This window comes from Ruegeria sp. YTSC199, assembly GCF_059609725.1.
Map to the genome: position 1 here is coordinate 63,359 of NZ_JBXWMF010000009.1, position 16,241 is coordinate 79,599.

The 16,241-nt window shown below is 56.7% G+C and carries 16 protein-coding genes and 3 pseudogenes; 5 read left to right on the forward strand and 14 right to left on the reverse strand.

Annotated features, from left to right (window positions below):
- Positions 1 to 175: 175 nt before the first annotated feature.
- Both AC2FEE_RS10660 and AC2FEE_RS10665 read right to left on the reverse strand, forming a co-directional pair.
- Positions 176 to 1,735, reverse strand: coding sequence for a class I adenylate-forming enzyme family protein (locus AC2FEE_RS10660; protein WP_496865051.1), 1,560 nt, complete (start codon positions 1,733 to 1,735; stop codon positions 176 to 178).
- Between the two features lie 1,281 nt (positions 1,736 to 3,016).
- Complete coding sequence (locus AC2FEE_RS10665; RefSeq protein WP_496865053.1) at positions 3,017 to 3,127, reverse strand: GFA family protein; 111 nt, start codon at positions 3,125 to 3,127, stop codon at positions 3,017 to 3,019.
- Positions 3,128 to 3,982: 855 nt separating this feature from the next.
- Here AC2FEE_RS10665 and AC2FEE_RS10670 point away from each other — a divergent pair.
- Positions 3,983 to 5,371 carry a hypothetical protein gene (locus AC2FEE_RS10670; RefSeq protein ID WP_496865055.1) on the forward strand — a complete coding sequence of 463 codons (1,389 nt, stop codon included), beginning with the start codon at positions 3,983 to 3,985 and terminating at the stop codon, positions 5,369 to 5,371.
- A 12-nt stretch (positions 5,372 to 5,383) separates the two neighbouring features.
- Here AC2FEE_RS10670 and AC2FEE_RS10675 read toward each other — a convergent pair whose 3' ends face one another.
- The 5 genes and pseudogenes from AC2FEE_RS10675 to AC2FEE_RS10695 form a co-directional block, all read right to left on the reverse strand.
- Positions 5,384 to 5,698, reverse strand: coding sequence for a hypothetical protein (locus tag AC2FEE_RS10675; protein ID WP_496865057.1), 315 nt, complete (start codon positions 5,696 to 5,698; stop codon positions 5,384 to 5,386).
- A 36-nt stretch (positions 5,699 to 5,734) separates the two neighbouring features.
- Positions 5,735 to 6,115 (reverse strand): hypothetical protein, encoded by a 381-nt coding sequence (locus tag AC2FEE_RS10680; protein WP_496865059.1) that lies wholly within the window; start codon positions 6,113 to 6,115, stop codon positions 5,735 to 5,737.
- Between the two features lie 8 nt (positions 6,116 to 6,123).
- Complete coding sequence (locus AC2FEE_RS10685; protein ID WP_496865061.1) at positions 6,124 to 7,698, reverse strand: hypothetical protein; 1,575 nt, start codon at positions 7,696 to 7,698, stop codon at positions 6,124 to 6,126.
- A 615-nt stretch (positions 7,699 to 8,313) separates the two neighbouring features.
- Positions 8,314 to 8,970 (reverse strand): LysR substrate-binding domain-containing protein, encoded by a 657-nt coding sequence (locus tag AC2FEE_RS10690; protein WP_496865206.1) that lies wholly within the window; start codon positions 8,968 to 8,970, stop codon positions 8,314 to 8,316.
- 159 nt (positions 8,971 to 9,129) lie between these two features.
- Positions 9,130 to 9,279, reverse strand: a pseudogene (locus AC2FEE_RS10695) (LysR family transcriptional regulator); the annotation flags it as partial.
- 95 nt (positions 9,280 to 9,374) lie between these two features.
- On the opposite strand from AC2FEE_RS10695, the gene AC2FEE_RS10700 reads away from it, so the two are divergent.
- Positions 9,375 to 9,833: a hypothetical protein gene (locus tag AC2FEE_RS10700; protein WP_496865063.1), complete on the forward strand. Its 459-nt coding sequence runs from the start codon at positions 9,375 to 9,377 to the stop codon at positions 9,831 to 9,833.
- A gap of 339 nt (positions 9,834 to 10,172) precedes the next feature.
- On the opposite strand, the gene AC2FEE_RS10705 is transcribed toward AC2FEE_RS10700, so the two are convergent.
- Positions 10,173 to 10,787, reverse strand: a complete 615-nt coding sequence (locus tag AC2FEE_RS10705; RefSeq protein ID WP_496865065.1) for a LysE family translocator — start codon at positions 10,785 to 10,787, stop codon at positions 10,173 to 10,175.
- Positions 10,788 to 11,089: 302 nt separating this feature from the next.
- Between AC2FEE_RS10705 and AC2FEE_RS10710 the strand changes: the two genes are divergently transcribed.
- Entirely contained in the window at positions 11,090 to 11,851 is a 762-nt protein-coding gene (locus AC2FEE_RS10710) for a VOC family protein (RefSeq protein ID WP_496865067.1), read from the forward strand.
- Here the strand turns inward: AC2FEE_RS10710 and AC2FEE_RS10715 are convergent.
- The 5 genes and pseudogenes from AC2FEE_RS10715 to AC2FEE_RS10735 all read right to left on the reverse strand — a co-directional run bounded on the left by AC2FEE_RS10715 (position 11,803) and on the right by AC2FEE_RS10735 (position 14,761).
- Complete coding sequence (locus AC2FEE_RS10715; RefSeq protein WP_496865069.1) at positions 11,803 to 12,171, reverse strand: DMT family transporter; 369 nt, start codon at positions 12,169 to 12,171, stop codon at positions 11,803 to 11,805. The genes AC2FEE_RS10710 and AC2FEE_RS10715 overlap by 49 nt on opposite strands.
- Before the next feature lie 34 nt (positions 12,172 to 12,205).
- A pseudogene (locus tag AC2FEE_RS10720) lies at positions 12,206 to 12,535 on the reverse strand (antibiotic biosynthesis monooxygenase family protein); the annotation flags it as partial.
- Positions 12,536 to 12,815: 280 nt separating this feature from the next.
- Entirely contained in the window at positions 12,816 to 13,283 is a 468-nt protein-coding gene (locus AC2FEE_RS10725; RefSeq protein WP_496865071.1) for a DUF411 domain-containing protein, read from the reverse strand.
- Between the two features lie 78 nt (positions 13,284 to 13,361).
- Positions 13,362 to 13,991 (reverse strand): cation efflux transmembrane domain-containing protein, encoded by a 630-nt coding sequence (locus tag AC2FEE_RS10730; protein WP_496865072.1) that lies wholly within the window; start codon positions 13,989 to 13,991, stop codon positions 13,362 to 13,364.
- Positions 13,991 to 14,761: a transglutaminase-like domain-containing protein gene (locus AC2FEE_RS10735; protein WP_496865074.1), complete on the reverse strand. Its 771-nt coding sequence runs from the start codon at positions 14,759 to 14,761 to the stop codon at positions 13,991 to 13,993. Before AC2FEE_RS10735 ends, AC2FEE_RS10730 begins: the two co-directional genes overlap by 1 nt.
- A 70-nt stretch (positions 14,762 to 14,831) precedes the next feature.
- On the opposite strand from AC2FEE_RS10735, the gene AC2FEE_RS10740 reads away from it, so the two are divergent.
- Both AC2FEE_RS10740 and AC2FEE_RS10745 read left to right on the forward strand, forming a co-directional pair.
- Positions 14,832 to 15,248, forward strand: coding sequence for a MerR family transcriptional regulator (locus AC2FEE_RS10740; RefSeq protein WP_496865076.1), 417 nt, complete (start codon positions 14,832 to 14,834; stop codon positions 15,246 to 15,248).
- A gap of 292 nt (positions 15,249 to 15,540) precedes the next feature.
- A pseudogene (locus tag AC2FEE_RS10745) lies at positions 15,541 to 15,675 on the forward strand (integrase core domain-containing protein); the annotation flags it as partial.
- A 55-nt stretch (positions 15,676 to 15,730) separates the two neighbouring features.
- On the opposite strand, the gene AC2FEE_RS10750 reads toward AC2FEE_RS10745, so the two are convergent.
- Positions 15,731 to 16,105 carry a hypothetical protein gene (locus tag AC2FEE_RS10750; RefSeq protein WP_496865078.1) on the reverse strand — a complete coding sequence of 125 codons (375 nt, stop codon included), beginning with the start codon at positions 16,103 to 16,105 and terminating at the stop codon, positions 15,731 to 15,733.
- Between the last annotated feature and the right edge of the window lie 136 nt (positions 16,106 to 16,241).

Below are 16,241 nucleotides of genomic sequence, written 5' to 3' on the forward strand. Positions count from 1 at the left end.
TAGCCACCAGTGTTAATGCTGGAGGGCAGATTTTGCGTCTGTGACACAGTGTTTGGGGGCCGTACTGGAGATACACAGATAGACCGGAATGGATGCGCTCTCTCCCTCTTTCCCATAGCCGCCGCGACCACTCCCGTGGCAAGCTGAGCGCAACTACGATCTGGTCGTCATAGTGTCACTGCACGTGCGCTGCGCCGCTCTCGTCCGCCGCCAGACGTTTCAACGCCATTCGATCCAGCTTGCCGCCTATTGTCAAAGGCAAGGTCGTCAGTATTCGCACCACATCCGGCGCTTTGTATCCAATGCGTTCACGCGCAAAATCGATAATCTCAACGGCGCGCACCGGCTTGGAACCTTCAGCCAGGCTCACAAACCCCCAAACATCCTCGCCATGCATCTCGTCCCGGACCCCAACCACAACAGCTGCTGCAACGGCCGGGTGTGCCGTCAGTGCATCTTCCACTTCCGCCGGACTGATGTTGGAACCGTCATGCACAATGATCTGCTTCCGTCTCCCCCTGAACCAAAAGTAGCCATCCTCATCCCGTCGCATCAAATCTCCGGTATCAAACCAGCCCTTCCGAAACGCCGCCGCCGTCGCCTCAGGGTTCTTCCAATACCCTGTCATCATAGTCGGGCTTTTGATCCAGTGTCGGCCATCCATTCCCACAGGCACCTCTGTCCCTGCCTCGTCGCGGAGTGCCGATACATAGCCGGGATTGTTCAGCCCGACAGCTCCAACCTTATCAGGGCCACCTTGGATATTGGAATGTGACGTCCCCATTTCCGTCATCCCGTAGAACGCCCCAATCGGCACGCCGGCTAAGGCACCGAAAGCGTCTACCAGAGTTTGCGAAGGTTTATCCCCACCCGCCATCATCGTTTTTAAAGAACCAAAGTCTTCGCGCACCGCCCCGTGCCCTGTGACCAAAGCTGTCAAAGGTGCAGGCAGGATTTGGGCCACCGTTGGTCGCGTCTGCCGCAAGAGGCCCAAAAGCTCGTCAGGTGTAAACCGCCGTGCGATATTTGTTCTGGCACCGACCCAAAGCCCAGCAAAAGTCAGCCGCAATCCGGCAGTATGCGAAATCCAAGAAGCCGGCAGAACAACGTCTGCGGGACCTATCCCCAATCCCTGCGCATTGCTCGCGACCATGTACCCCATGCTGGCATGACTATGCGTCACGCCCTTCGGTTTACCCGTGGTCCCTGAGGTAAAAAAGATAAATGCCGGTGCTTCAGCATCGACATCTGGTAGCGTCCCGTCAGCCGCTCCGTCCAGGAGGTCCTCGAGATTTAGCGCCCCGTCCACTTCGCCTGCATACGCCATCATTCGGACAGGCAACTCCACTATGGCCGGGACAGCCGCCACATCTTTGGCTCGCTCGGCATGTACCAACAATGCTGCTGGAGCCGCCAACCGCAGGGCATAGTCTATATCCGAGGCCGTGTAGCGATAGTTAAGCGGCATAGCCACCAATCCGGCCCGCATACAGGCAAGATAGTGAATCACCAGAACGGCCCGATTTGGCATGATAGACGCTACCCGGTCCCCCGGTTCGAGGCCCAAGCTCAGATACCGTAAGGCCAGCCGCGTACAGGCAGCATCCAGCTCCTGCCATGTCACGGCACCATCCAATGCAAAAAGCGCCACTGCCTCAGGGTCCGTAGACAAACCCTGGCGAAACAGGTCAGTCAGATCCGCCGGCGCGGCCAATTGCGGTCCGGATACCGTCATTTTTGCCTCCAAGGCCAACCCATTTCTGAACCTACACTGTGCAATTCAAACTCTAAACCCTTTCGCCGGGCCAGTTATATCGGACGTAGTGAATGAGGGATTCCAAACTGCATTTGTCAAATCAAGGCCCATGCGTATGCGACCCCCGCCGCTTGTATGAACTGGCAGATGCCAGCTGAAACCATACGGGTCATCGCAACATGGAATTTCATAAAACTTTCGGTAAGCAGAACACGTCAACGGGAGTTTGCCCCAACGTCCGAGGTTACTTCTCAAGCCCTGACAATTCTTAGTGCCGATGTACTCATGAGGCGGAAGCTTGCAAATTCGATCGTTTTCGACCTCCACCAAATGTGGTCCTTAGATCAACCGCAGCTAAGGCGCACTTTATCAGCGATGAATGAGTTCAATTTTTTCCAAATTTTGCGCTCGCAGCGAATATCTCCTTCGACCGGCCGCACCGCAGCAGCAGCATGGGGTAGTCAACGGCTCGTTAGGGCCGCTCGGATCATTCATTCCAACTGCTTTCACGATCGGATCCATCAAGGATCATCTCGAAGATCTCTTCTTGGTTCTCGGCACCGCGGTGGGCATCAATTGGGTTCGCGATGATTGGTGCTCGGGAGGAAACGTTCCGGTATTTGACAGGAGCACGTGCACAACAGTGGTGCGGTCAAATTCACCGTCGGGCAACAATCGGTAGCCGAGGATGTCGTTGGGATCGGTATAGGCCACGGCTGGGACTTTGAACGGCTCTTTGCTTGCCCCAAGAGATCGCAAGGACGGCGCTCTGACGGCGTCAAAAAGAAAACTGTCAAGGGAGCCCTTGGCATTTCTGAATGTCCGCATTGAGGCTCGCGGAGAGAGCCCATCGGCTCTGAAATTCACTGACTACTTGAGCTCAAGTCGTTGGCTTTGCACTCGCAGCGAATGACCGGAAGGTGGCCGTTGCTGACGTTCAGTCTCTCAATCCACCGGCCGGTTGCCGGGACAGCCTCAGAACCACATGTCTTTTACAGTCCGACTGTCGGTGGGACGCTCTTTGAAGCTACGACAACCTTCAAAGCGACGAATTGGTAAATCGCGGATCAGTGAAATACCCGACATCCGGACGTTTACCGCCGCCCTTTTGCGCTCGTCTGCGCCTTCGGAAGCCGAAGTGTAGTGCGTCACGCACCCGCAGGTGGAACAGAAATAGAAATCGATATCTCCGCTATCGCGACGGCGAAAAGAACTTGCATGCCCAAGCGTTTGAATGTCATGTCCGATGAAACCGTAGGCTCAAAGGGGCCCATAGCGTCGACAGATCGTGCAATTGCACGCGGTGACGGACTTCGGCAAGCTATCTATTGTCCAACCCAATTCGCCGCAGTGACAAACTCCCTTGAGCATAAGATGAGTTCCTTTTTCGGCACTTCATTTATTTGCTTCGACACTACTGCACTGGTCATGATGTTGCACGGGACGATATGCTCACCATCTGCGACATGGGCGGCAGCGGACACCCGTTTCTTCTGCAGCATCGGTCAAATTGAGCTCTTCCCACCGCTCTCTGCTTCGACCTTGGGCAGACCTTTAGAGCCCTGACCGGAAATAGCCGAATGATCTGGTAGCAGCGAGTGCACAAGGCTGCTTTACAGCACTTTGCCGACATTGACCCCTAGGTGCTCGTCAATAGACTGAATGAAATGACCGAATGTCGGTTGCGAGCCCACTTAGACAGATTCTGCGCATCACACCAATGTCCGTTCATCAGAGTGCGGCCAAAAACGATCGTTTTTGACATGGAGGTCATGACCTAGGGGTTTTGACAATTCAGCACGCGATGTTGTTGGGCTGTGTCATCTTGCGTCGCATGTTGTTAATGCTTGCATGCGATCAAGATGGAAAACCATGCTTCTGGCTGCGCTTGCCCTTCGAGCGACGGCAAATGGTGTCGGCTTCACCGGCGGAATACCGTTTTTGACAAGGGCACTACGATCTAGGGTTATTGGAGCTGTCGCTAATCCACCAGCCAATCCTGATCATTCTGCACTATCGGACGCAGTAGGCCTTAGAACGCGTACTGTCCGGCAAGAGGGATTGTCTGAACAGCTATTCTCTTCACTAGACCAGAGACTTAAGCTATCGTCGCCAACCCTAATCCGTGCCTGATGAAAAGTCCGGGCTAGGAATGGGGCGGTTACTATTTCTATGACTTAGCGAAATCGTGTATTCTAGCTTTAGCTGCCGTCAGGATGCGGGCCGATGCGCTTTATTTCTAATCTCCGGCGCGACACGCTCAAGGCGTTCGCCGAGGCCGGCGCCGAGGCGCATGGCTATCTCCTTTCGAGCCACCGGATCACGCCGGCGGCGCTTCAGGACGCGGCGGAGGTCCGCGCCCTGGGTCTGCCGCTTTTTGCCGACAATGGTACGATCGAACTGATCGGCGAGGTGACCGCCGGCTTCGAGGACGAGGCGGCGCTTGTTCGCGATGAGGTCAAGGAGGTCCGGCGGAAGGTCGGGCGCATCCCGCGCGGGCGCGACATCCCCGATGCCCTCCGCGACAGGGCCTCTGCGCTCGCCGACTCGGTGACCGATGCGGCCGAGGCGCAATCCGAGGTGCGTGACCACGACGCGCTGCTTGCGGCGCAGCTTTCCATGGACCCAACCGACCTCATCGCCAATGAGGATTTCGGGACGGCCTGCCTGATGGCTCTCGGCATCGAGCGCGAAATCACTAGGTGGAGTGTCAGCCGGTATCGAACGTTTGCCCGGCGAAGCATCCGGTTCTGGCGGCGCGTCGCGGAAGATCCGGCCGTGACTGGGCGCGTCGTCTATGCGGTGCTCGGCGCGGTCGATTACAACACTGCGCGCGCGGCTGGGCAGGAGGCGATGGGGGCCGGCGTCAGGAATGTGGCGCTCAGCGTGGCGAGTTTTGCCAGTGACCCGACGGCCACGGATTTCTACGTCATGGGGACGGCGAGCCTGAAGCTCGATCGCCCGGCGCCACGGCGCTATGTACGTCTTGCCCAGGTCGTGCGCGGTCTCTCGGATGGGGCAAGGGAAGCCGGAGGCGCGTTCGACCGGCTCCACTGCCTCGGTCTCGGCGCGCCGCCGCTGCTGCCGGTCGCGGCTCTCGGCCTTGCGCCCGAAACGGCACTAACCACCGACGCGACGAGCCCGATCCATGCAGCGGTGAAAGATCGCGTCCTCTACGACCCGGAGGCGCGGGGCGATCGGGCGACGACGATCGAGATCGTGGAGCGTATTATGGCCGGCGGCGACTGGCCGTTCGTCAGCCCGTTCGCGAGCAAGTTCAGGGAGAAGTTCGGGCACCGGCCGGAGGATGCTCGGCGCTGGTGGTTCGATAATGGCGAACCGCCGGTCGACAACAGGCTGCTTTCCACACCGAGCGACCTGACCGAAGCGCTGCCGCTCTTCGCTGAGGCCGACCCGGACATCCAGCCCATCGCGCGCGACACGCGCATTGCCCACAATCACTGGGTCATTGGCATGCTCGCCGCGCAGCGCAGCCAGCCGGATCGACACAAGGCGGCGAGCGAGATCATCGAGGGATGGCTCGCCGGTCCTTCCACCGTTACCGCTCGCGGCCTCGCAGTCGCTAAGGAAATCTTGTCACGCCCGGCACCTTAAGCGTTGTTGAAATCAGGCGAGCTTGAACGCCTTGGCTTCATGCTCGCAGTTTTCCAGCGCTTCCCGGTTTTCGTAGAGCTTCTCGCGAAGCGCATCAATAGTTCTCTCAAGCGGCCCCATCTTCCAGAACCGATGCTGCTGGAGTTTTTCGCGTGCCTCGGCGCATTTGGGCGGGGTCTCGAATTCGATGACCGGGCAGGTCTCGTGAACCTCGTGCATCAGATCGAGCTCTTCCATATGGAAGTCCCACAAAAGGCTGGAATGGAACCCGATCCATTTCTCGTAGATCTCCACACGCAGGTGCTCGAGTTGGCATGTATCTGACATGGCTATCCCTCATACTGTGAGCGCTGCCGGGGCCGCTCAGACTTCCTTGTTCTCGTGCTCGCATTCTTTCAGCCGATCCCTGAACCGGTCGCGCATACTATTTGCCTTAAGCCAAAGGCTTGTCTTCCTGTACATGTCGACCATCCTGAACCAGCGGTAAGCCTGAATCGCGTCGAAGCACTCGCGGTTCAGCTCGCGCCTCGACCCGCGCCGGAGCGGGTCTTCAAGCAGGTATCCGCCATCGGAACTCGACGGAAACAGATGGTTGAGCTTCGGGATGCCGACATGCTCGCAAGCGCCGGGGATGTCCTCCAGAAGATCCTGCAAGTGTTCATCGCCCTTCTTCATCTGATCGTGGTAGTGCTCGACGAGCTTATCGGCGAGTTCGACGAGATGCTTCTCTAGTTCACAGGACATGGTCGGCCTCAATCCCGAACGAAGGGTGGATAGACGAGATCGGCCGCGCCCAAGGCGATCGGCTCCTGCTCGTCCTGTGGGCGGTGCGGGCCGATCGACCAGATCATGTTGGCGTTGCTGCGCCAGACCTCGTACCAGGGCTCAGCCGCGCGCAAAAAGGCGATCCGCCAATTCTCCTCGGCAAGCTCGGCGAGGGCGAGCCGGTCGATTTCGACGGCCGGTTCATCCTCATTGAGGTCAGAGCTTGACCGGATCGTGCCATTCAGCCGGACATAGGCGCCCTGCGTCAGCCCGGCATGGGGCAGGTGCGCGAAGAGGATAACAGCCGGGAATGTCGCGCCGTTGGACGGATCTATCAGCCCAACACGGCTCACACGGGACTTGCCCGGCGGGTCGAGCACTTCCAGCGTATTGACGAAGCCCTCGACCTCGACAAATTCGCCATCCGGCCTGTCGGACAGGACGTTGAGCGCAGTGTTCTTACCGTCGGGAAGATCTCCGTCAAAGGCGGTGCTCGATGCCTTTTCCACAAGCTCCGCGACCGTTTCGGCGCGGAAACCGGACGCGATCTCCTGCACAATGCGTGCGGCGGCGACATGGCTGCCGAGCGCTTCCCGAGTCAGGCCACCGGCGCGCGCAGCCTGACGGCCGAGCGTTTCCGATTCAGAGTTGCGGCCGAGGCTCTGAAGTTCCGCCATGGAGTAGCGAAGAATGGCCTGCGACCTCAGGAAAGCGGGAAGCGAGCGCTCGGATTCGACGACAATGTTCAGCGCCGCCCGGGCCGCCTCGTCGAGCGAATTGCGGGCGCATGCGACGTAAAGCTCCGTCTGGAGCCCGCGCAGTTGTTTGGCGAAGCGGTCGTTCAGTCGGTTGACCGCCGGAAGATAATCGGTCGCAATGAACGCGCTGATCACCGTGTCGCTCCGTTCTGTCAGGTTGAAACCGGCATGCGCCACGGCAACAAGGCCTCTCGACAAACCGGCGAGGATCATCGCGTCCCCCTTGACCAGCGTCTGCATGGCTTTTTGCCGAAGCCCGCCTATTTCGTCGATGAGTGGGCCTCCCGTCTCCTGATCCAATTGGGCACTCGTTTCCTCGAAGATACTGGTGTGAATCTGCTCCAGTTCCGTTCGGATTTCACCGAACTCGCCGCTGAGATCGGCGAAGTGCGGATCTGCCTCTATCTCGGCCATAAGGGCATCGATCCCGGCCAAGGGATCGATCTCTTCGCCGGCGGCCTGAAGCTCGGCGATCAACTCGGCCGTGTTCCCGTCGTTGAAAGTTTCCCCGATGACCGCGTCGGTGAAATCGTCGCTGAGCTGCTGCAGGGACAGCGAGCGCCGTAGAGTGTCTGTATGGTCCTGGTGCAGTAACAGCGCCGCATGGGCTAGACCCAGGCACCGCCAGCCGGAATCGAGCGCGACGTTCCAGTCGGCGTCGATACCCTTTAACCTGAGTTCTACGAGCGCCTCGAATACCGGCAGATAGAGGCTCGGCGAAAGATACGAGGGAATGGGATCGAGGCGGGTCAGTTGCAGGATTTCTTCCGCCGAGGGAGGAGGATGTTCGTCCACTGGCTGCATTTTCTGACTCCGTGTTCGAGATTCCTGGAACGGTTGATCTTCAGGCTTGCCTTGCTTGAACAGGCGGACACCTGAGTTCCAGCGTGAGGTGCAACACCGTCTCTGGATTCGATATCGGATTTTCGCAAAATAAAAATACAGTGTTGCGATGTCAGGATATACCCATCTCGCCCGATTGCCACTCTGAGAACCGAAGGCCGCAGTGTTCGGGCAAAAAACTGCCCGTCGCGTAACCATTGACGAGCTAGTGTGTTGTCCGATCAGGTGACGAGCAAGGGGTAATAGGTCAGGTATCGTTCACACGAAAACACCCTCCTTCTCAGCAATTTCCCGGGCCTCAAGAGGTTGTGCTCGAGGTTTCTGACGAGGGTAGTAACGACCGTTTTTGGCCGCGTTCATTTTCCGAAGGCGGGCTTTGGAGAAACTGCAGCGAACTGGTGTTTTGTCCGCATCGCTGGAATTGCAAAGTCTAGTTACGAATGTCTGATTTGGGTTGTCTACGGTAATCGCCCAATGCCCCTGGGACCAGATTTGATGCTACAGGGCCTCGACCTACACGCCGCACCGCCGCAAGTCGGCTCTTGAGATGGAGAGGTTCCAGGGCAGCTTGGAATATCAACCGATGGTTCGTGGCATGATGATATCACGATCCGACAAACGCTTGCTAGCTTCGGCCATGAGGTCATCAAATGTCCTAAGTACAATTCCCCTCAGCCAGGCAAGGGCCGGGTCAGCATCCAACTCGGCATTCCAGATAACCCGGAAGACAAGATCAGGCATAGGTTCCGGCGGTTCAAAGACTTGCAGGTCATCGCCCCCTGCGCCCTCCAACATGATTAGAGAAACGAAGTTGCCCATCATATTCGTGTTGTTCAGAGACGATGCGATGCCTGACCAACTGCCGGCGTGAAGCCCAATACGCCGTTTCAGGCCAAGATTGGCAAAGTGCTCGCCGACAGTGCTGTGGATCGCGGCTGGAATGCGCACCACAACATGGGGCCAACGCATCCAGCTTTCCAGGCTCCAATCATTTGTCGCCGGATGACCTCGCCGCGCCAGAACGTACCGCTTCATCGGTTTCAATGTTTGTGCTTTCAGGCCCTCTGGCAGAGGAAAGTTCGCATTCCCGAATGCGATATCCACCTCACCTCGTAAGATCTGGCCCATGGTCTCTTTGGAGTAAGGCTGCCAAGACAGAGCCGAATCTGGGGCCTCTCCCTGCATTCGTGAGACGACACTGGACGCGATACAATCCAGCGCGGGTCCTGCCATCCCGAAAGTCCGAGAACATGTCGCGGGTTGGAAGGGCGCAGGCGCCTTCACGGCGCGTTCGATTTGCGACAAGATCGGTCGGATCTCATGATACAGCGCTTCAGCCCGTGGGCTTGGTTTCATGATGCCACCGGCGCGAACCAGCAATGGGTCATCCAACTGTTTACGCAAGCGTCCAAGCGCGTGACTCACCGCGGACGGCGTTCGACCAAGCTGTTCAGCAGCGCGGTTCACGCTGCCTTCTTCCATGAGGACCCGAAAGACCAGAAGCAGGTTCAGGTCGAGATTTCTAATCTGAATTTCGTTCATGTTGCCTGAATACTATTCGCTGGAGTGACACTGATCGCTCTCATATTCAGGAGAAAACGAATTGAAACGCAATCGGAACCTGAAGGAGTTTCACGATGACGCTATCCCTTCCGAAGCTCAAGACGTTTCTGATTGATCATGTACCGCGCCTGCTACTTGGGGGTATTTTTTTGATAGGGGCGTTGGATGGCTTTGTGTTCATTTTCACGGGCGCGCACCTGATACATCCGCCGACCTCATCAGCCGGGCTTGCATTTGAAGCAGCGCTCAAAGAGACCGGGTTTTTCTGGCCAATGATGAAAACTATCGAACTGATAGGTGCGCTTCTTCTCTTGTCCAACCGAGCACCGGCATTGGGGTTGGCTCTGCTGGCGCCGATAATGGCCGTTATCGTTCTGTTTCATGCCGCTCTCAATCCTGGAGGGCTCCCACTCGGGTTTGTCCTGGTCGTTTGCGGAAGCCTGATCCTATGGGCCCAACGCACAAGGTATGCGGTTCTTTTTGAAGCAGGCACACCTGAGGCACACCGCCGCCCCGTTCCCGCTCCAACCTAAGTCTTTCATTTGGGAGAAGACCGGTGCCGAGAGTTATTGCGCCGTTGACCACCTACGCTCGTGATAAATCCCTATACAAATTGAGAAGCGTTGCCCTTCGCTTCCTCGCCACAAGAGTTATCGTTTCGTACGCTGCGCCTGCACCCAACTCAGCTCAGCTCAAGCGATAATCTTTCCAGCGCTTAGCTTCCCCGAAGAAAGCATTTCGTGGGGATGTCATTTCTACAGAACTTGTGACGGTGCAGCAGTGCCAAATAACGGGCGCAGCAATGGCAACTCTGAGCCCATGTTGATCCCTAGTCTATGCACACCAACTGACTTCTGTTCCGAAGATTTCGTTTACCGATCAACACGCGCCAAAGCGAGACCTATACCCGACCCAATAAAAAGAACACCGGTTAGTCTGTGACGCCACCGTCCGAGTCTGGCTATTGCGGGGCGCGCCGTTTGCGCAGACGCGGCCCACACAAGATCACCGAGCATGATAATAGCAAGGTAGATCACAGCCTTAATAAACAAGGCAGAAAACCCCGATCCGGCTACCACAAACTGCGGCAGGAACGCCGCGTTGAATATCAAGGTCTTCGGATTGATTGTGGCGAGCAGGAGGCCCTGCCAGAAGAGTTCTCTCAGCGGCTCACGGCTGGCGCCTTGTTTTTCCATGTCCACGACGCCCTGACGCCATGCGGTCACGCCGAGATAGATCAGATAGGTCACTCCGATCCATTTAAGCCAAAGAAAAGCGTAGGCTGCAAATTCGAGGAGCGCAGCCAGACCTAGGACGACGACGACAAGTTGAACAGCCACGCCAATGGTGGTGCCAAACACTGTCATCGCGCCAAAGCGAAATCCGTAAGCCAGTGTGTTTGCAACAATCAATGCTACGTTCGGCCCAGGAATGGCGACGAGGAGAGCGGTAGCTCCAACTAGCGCGAATATCAGACTCGGTTCCATCGAAAATTCCTTTTGGTGAACAGCTTAAGCAGCCATTGGCCAAAAGCCAGCTTCATCCCGAAAAGCTGGAACCAAAAAAGCACGGATTTTAAGGTCTGGATTGAGTCGCGAGCAACAAAAGAAGCAAAAAACGGCGAAGGTCTGTAGAGGGCCCAATCCCACAGAAAGTCAGGCCGCAGTGAATGGCGGCTTACCATTGGCAGCATGGGTTTCAGAAACACGCGATCATGGCTGTTGACTTGGGTCAAATCGACCGCAGGCCAGTAATGAATAAATTGCGGGGATCATAGGAGCTCACCGCCATGACATGTAACAAGGTCGGCCGATTCGTTTGGCATGATCTCTTCACAAGAGACCGATCACGCTCGATGGACTTCTATCGAGACCTTGCCTCCTGGAGCTTTTTGACCGAGCACGCGATGGATTTCGCCTGGGGCGGCGGTGAGAAGGATTTTGTGCTCGCCCTGGCACAAGAAGAGGTTGGCGCAGGCATTGCCGAGACACCGCAACACTACGACGACGGATGGATCGCCTATGTGGAGGTCGAGGATGTGGATCGGTCCGCGTCAGCAGTCGAGAGACTCGGTGGAACCGTTGTGAGACCTCCATTCGAGGTGCCGGGCGTCGGTCGCAATTGTCTTTTGCGGGATCCTTTAGGAGCATTGGTTGGTATCTGTCTGTCCCGACACTCCTATCCGGTGCAGGAGCGGCAATTTGGAATAGACGGTTATCTATCGAGAACAGCAGATTTCCCTGGTGAATTTTATTCGGAATTGTTTGGATGGGTTTCCGGGTACGACAGCCAACTGCAACGGAAAGCCATTGTTTCGCTACCGTCCGGCTATGAAATTGCCGAGCGGTTCCGTGGGTTGCCTCAGGAACAAGAATATGCCTGCTGGATTCCGAGCATTAAAGTTGAAGATACCACCGCCGCCTGTCATGACGTGGAACGATTGGGTGGAAAACTAGCCAGGATTGACACGAATGATCCGGATCGCTCACGCCGCTCGGTCTTTTACGATCCGAATGGCGCGTTATTTTCTCTGGTACAGTCAGAGGGTTGAGTTACGACCCAGGCGAAAATCGGCGAGGACGAGTTCAGAACGCTGGCAAGGCTGGATTCGGCATATTGCTGGCCCCAGGCCAGGACTGTCCACGCGCCGATGCTGTTGAAGACGGCCTGAAGCAGAAGCATACTCCACGTGCGCTCATCCCGTGGCAGTCTTTCGGCTTGCACGCCCATGACCAGCAGCAGGAAAATCGCGGCGCCAAGGACGCGCAGGGAGATGAGCGTAACCGGTGGTATCTCGGCCAAGGTGACCTTGATGAAGAGGTAGGACGATCCCCAGAGCAGCGCGAAAAGGGCCAGCAGCGGCAATTCCATCCGCAAATTTGGCGCAATCAAGTGACAGCACCTTCCGACTGTCTGCTGATGCCTGGTCTCGGTCGAACATGCCGTAATCCCGGATAACGCTGGCGATCCGTAGCCGGTAGTCGTCGAAGACGCCGCTTCGCCCCTTCATCTGCGCCGCGCGATGCGCGCTCAGATTGCGCCACCTAGCGATGGCAGCCTCGTCTTCGAAAATGGACAAGGACAAGATTTTGCGAGGACCGGTCAGTCTCTGGAACCGCTCGACGGAGATAATGCCTTCGATCTGATCCAGCATCGAACGCATCTCGGCAGCGATGCCCAGATAGTCGTTCTTACGCCCATCCGCTGGTTCGACCTCAAAGATCACCGCAATCATGCCGGATCTCCATGCGGAGCAGATAGGCTGCGGGCACGCCCTCGTTCATGTAAGTCCAATTTCGCTGCAGGCGCTGCTGCTGGCCCTGATTCATGTTGCCATGCCCCCAGCCAGGCATGCGTTCAGGCCACATATGGCCCGTGCCCCTACCAGTCTCCCCGTTGCTGCTGCGACATGGCCACAGTGGTCGTAATGATAAACAATGCGCCCAAACCCAAAGAGCGTAGATTATGGTGTTTCATTGCCTGCTCCTTAGAATTTAAGCTCGTTGGACTTCACCTCAGGCTGCCTCATAGCTCGCGAATACTTCTGTGCTTCCGTCCCGATAGATCAAGAACACGTCGTATGCCTCGCGTTGGTCTTCGGGACCCATGCCAGGCGATCCATAGGGCATGTCGGGAACCGCAAGACCAACCGCGTCGGGGCGTTCATCCAATAGGCGGCGGATGTCGGCTACTGGCACATGCCCTTCGACCATGTAGCCATCGATCTCACCTGTGTGGCATGAGATCATTTCTTTTGGGATGCCATTGTCCAACTTATGCCTGATAAGAAGTGTCCCAAAGCTGGGCTCCTCGGTCACACGAAAGCCCTCCGCCCGAAGAATTTCCACCCAGACTCGGCAACAGCCGCAACTTGGGTCCTTGAGAACATGGATGTGCGGCGTGCTCTGCGCAATCGCCGCGACGGGCGCAAAGCTGACAAGGCCCATGGCGGCAGTGACGATCTGGCGGCGGGTCATATGCATAGCAGTCTTCCTTTGGCTGCGCTCGGGTTCAGTTGATCCCTTTGTAGGGGCATCCAATGCGGATTGTTATGATCAACATCAAGCATGCTGATGATCGACAACCTCTCGCCGTTCCGCAAGCGCCTGGCGAACGATCTGATACGATGAGGACAGAAACAAACTTGCCATGATCGCGGCCACGACAAGGTCCGGCCAGCCAGACGCAGTTCCCCACACACCCAAGGCCGCGATCATGACAGCGACATTGCCGATGGCGTCGTTGCGCGAGCAGAGCCAGACCGAGCGCACATTGGCGTCGCCATCCTTGTAGCTGACAAGCAGGAACACGCTTGCGAGGTTTGTCGTCAGAGCCAAAGCGCCAATGACGCCCATGATCTCTGCTTCCGGCACACCGACAAAAAAGACGCGATAGACAGTGGAGCCGAAAACCCATGCCCCCATCAGAAAAAGGCTGATCCCCTTCGCCAAGGCCGCGTTGGTGCGCGCGCGAATGGATGCTCCGATCACGGCAAGCGAGATACCGTAGGTCAGCGCATCCCCGAGAAAGTCCAAAGCATCCGCTTTCAACGCCTGCGACTGTGCCACCTGGCCAGCAGTCATCTCAACCACAAACATGATCGCGTTCAACGCGATGACAATCCAGAGCCTTCGCTTGTATTCGTTGGACATGCCGTCGAATTTCACGTCGTTGCCACAGCAACCAGCCATCACACACCCTCCTTCTGTTCGAGAGGCATTTCTGCCGGTTCAAGACTGTTTTCGCCGCCGGGTATGATTGGCACTTGGCCTTGCCGGATCCGCGCCACGCGCCGGTTCATCCAGTGTCGGACGACAAGGCGATAGAACAGCCCGCGCAAACCCGACAGTTGGTGGTGGTCTGCGTAGAAGTCGTCGGGGCTATCAAAGACCCCGAAGTCGTGGTTGATGCCTGTCTTCTGGATGTAGGTGCTTGCGCCGGTCCAATCGACGCGTGGCGCCTGAAGGCAATCTGTCCCCGCGCCATAGGCGCAAAGCGATGTGCGATCCGGGAAGGCCTCTTGGAGCGCGGTCAAGACGTCAAGGTCGAGGATAAAACCTTCGAGATTGACCCAACTGCCGTCGATCAGGACCTCGACCCAAGAATGGATGATGTTTCGTGGCGCGATGGGGTAGACCAGCTCCGGCACGACCCCGCGCTGCAAACCAATGTCGATGGTAAAGCCATGAAACCGACAGGGGATGCCCAGCGACCTGAGGAGGGCCATCAGAAGCGTGCCCTTCGTGTTGCAATGACCATATCCGTCGGCCAGCACGCGAGAGGCGGGCAACGCATCGTCGCTGTTGTAGCCGAACAGTATTTCATTGCGCACAAATTCATAGGCCGCGCCAATGCGCGCGTGAGGGTCAAGTGAGAACCATCCGCGTTCAACGACCAATGCTTGAATGGAATCGGATCGAAAATCGAGGATGGGGGTTTTGGCGAGGTATTTCCGGGACATGATTCACTCTGGTTCTGGTGTCCCACATCATATACGATCTCTAGTGACTAGAGGTTCAAGAGGTAATTTTATGTTCTCTATCGGCGAACTGTCCCGGCGCACAAACGTAAAGGTTCCGACCATCCGATACTATGAGGAGTCGGGGCTTCTGGACGCCCCGGAGCGGACGGAGGGCAACCAACGTCGGTATGATGTCGCGGGACTGGAGCGCCTGAGCTTCATCAAGCATGCGCGTGATCTGGGCTTCTCGATTGAGGCGATTGCTTCCTTGATCGAATTGCAAGGCCACCCGGATCGGTCATGTCAGGAGGCTACAGACATTTCTACGGCTCAACTCTCAGACGTTCGTGCAAAGATCAAACGTCTCCGAGCGCTTGAGAAAGAGCTGGTGAGGATTTCGAAAGGTTGTGACGGCGACGGAGTGTCGGAAGACTGCTATGTGCTGGCTTCTTTGTCGGACCACAACCTCTGCGAACATGAGCACTGAATCAAGAAAGCGGACGTCCATCAGATCAAATCAAACGACCGTTTCTGTCCTTGCGCGAATGCTGTCATTGGCGCATTTGCGGCGAAAGGCAGGTTTGTCCGCGAGACAGCCACCCACCAAAGCCAATAAATTGCGTCTGCAGCGAATGTCCGGAAAGTGGGCTTGCGGCCGCAGAATGGCAGCACCGTGTCGATTGACCGCTATGGGTCGCAAATTCTGGGGCAGCTCAGGCAGACAGCACTATCCTGCGCTTCCTCCGACGGTGGAAGTAAATGGTGAGATACTTTAACGCCTACACGAAGCCCAATTCCTGATCGAAGAATGGAGGATGCGCTACAACACCAAACGACCGCGCAGCGCTCTGGGCTACCGCCTTCCAACTCCGGAAACCATCGTCCAGATAGACCAGAGGCCAATCATTCACTAACAATCAAACTGAGCCAATCAAAGGGGGGCTCGTCAATTTCTTTTGTATCAATCTATTAAAGCTCGGGCTGCGCGGCTGCCTCATTGTCGGCCGGTGTCTGCTGATGCGACACGAGCTTCCAAACACCAGCATCGTTTAAATATGTCGACGCACATAGTGCATGGTAAATCGGAGCGTTAGGACGCTCGGCTGAAACCCGATATGCGAGAACAGCAATATCACTTTTGAGGTTGAAATGTCTGTCGCTCATTCGAACCGTCCGCCATCCTGCCTTGTCTGCCACGCCTTGCGCACCAGTCGTGCCGCGTTGTATTTTCGCCGGGTACGGGAAGATCATCACTGCATCTTCAGATATTTCTGAATGTGCGGAATCGAAACCGTTCAACCACAGCCGTTCTTCTGTCGCCCAAAGTTGGTCTTCAGTAGTCATTTCCCTCTCCTTTATTGCGTTCGCCTCAATAGAACATGGCGCTTCTTGAAATCTGTTTCTGAATCGAGCCCATGACTTTGGGAACAAGAAATTTTTCATTCATAGGTTAGGCGTTCTGCACCTAGCCGTCACCTCA

Coding starts and splice junctions, on each gene's coding strand:
- AC2FEE_RS10660 (WP_496865051.1), bottom strand. CDS start 1,735: ATGACGGTATCCGGACCGCAATTGGCCGCGCCGGCGGATCTGACTGAC.
- AC2FEE_RS10665 (WP_496865053.1), bottom strand. CDS start 3,127: ATGCTCAAGGGAGTTTGTCACTGCGGCGAATTGGGTTGGACAATAGAT.
- AC2FEE_RS10670 (WP_496865055.1), top strand. CDS start 3,983: ATGCGCTTTATTTCTAATCTCCGGCGCGACACGCTCAAGGCGTTCGCC.
- AC2FEE_RS10675 (WP_496865057.1), bottom strand. CDS start 5,698: ATGTCAGATACATGCCAACTCGAGCACCTGCGTGTGGAGATCTACGAG.
- AC2FEE_RS10680 (WP_496865059.1), bottom strand. CDS start 6,115: ATGTCCTGTGAACTAGAGAAGCATCTCGTCGAACTCGCCGATAAGCTC.
- AC2FEE_RS10685 (WP_496865061.1), bottom strand. CDS start 7,698: ATGCAGCCAGTGGACGAACATCCTCCTCCCTCGGCGGAAGAAATCCTG.
- AC2FEE_RS10690 (WP_496865206.1), bottom strand. CDS start 8,970: ATGGCAGGACCCGCGCTGGATTGTATCGCGTCCAGTGTCGTCTCACGA.
- AC2FEE_RS10700 (WP_496865063.1), top strand. CDS start 9,375: ATGACGCTATCCCTTCCGAAGCTCAAGACGTTTCTGATTGATCATGTA.
- AC2FEE_RS10705 (WP_496865065.1), bottom strand. CDS start 10,787: ATGGAACCGAGTCTGATATTCGCGCTAGTTGGAGCTACCGCTCTCCTC.
- AC2FEE_RS10710 (WP_496865067.1), top strand. CDS start 11,090: ATGACATGTAACAAGGTCGGCCGATTCGTTTGGCATGATCTCTTCACA.
- AC2FEE_RS10715 (WP_496865069.1), bottom strand. CDS start 12,171: ATGGAATTGCCGCTGCTGGCCCTTTTCGCGCTGCTCTGGGGATCGTCC.
- AC2FEE_RS10725 (WP_496865071.1), bottom strand. CDS start 13,283: ATGCATATGACCCGCCGCCAGATCGTCACTGCCGCCATGGGCCTTGTC.
- AC2FEE_RS10730 (WP_496865072.1), bottom strand. CDS start 13,991: ATGGCTGGTTGCTGTGGCAACGACGTGAAATTCGACGGCATGTCCAAC.
- AC2FEE_RS10735 (WP_496865074.1), bottom strand. CDS start 14,761: ATGTCCCGGAAATACCTCGCCAAAACCCCCATCCTCGATTTTCGATCC.
- AC2FEE_RS10740 (WP_496865076.1), top strand. CDS start 14,832: ATGTTCTCTATCGGCGAACTGTCCCGGCGCACAAACGTAAAGGTTCCG.
- AC2FEE_RS10750 (WP_496865078.1), bottom strand. CDS start 16,105: ATGACTACTGAAGACCAACTTTGGGCGACAGAAGAACGGCTGTGGTTG.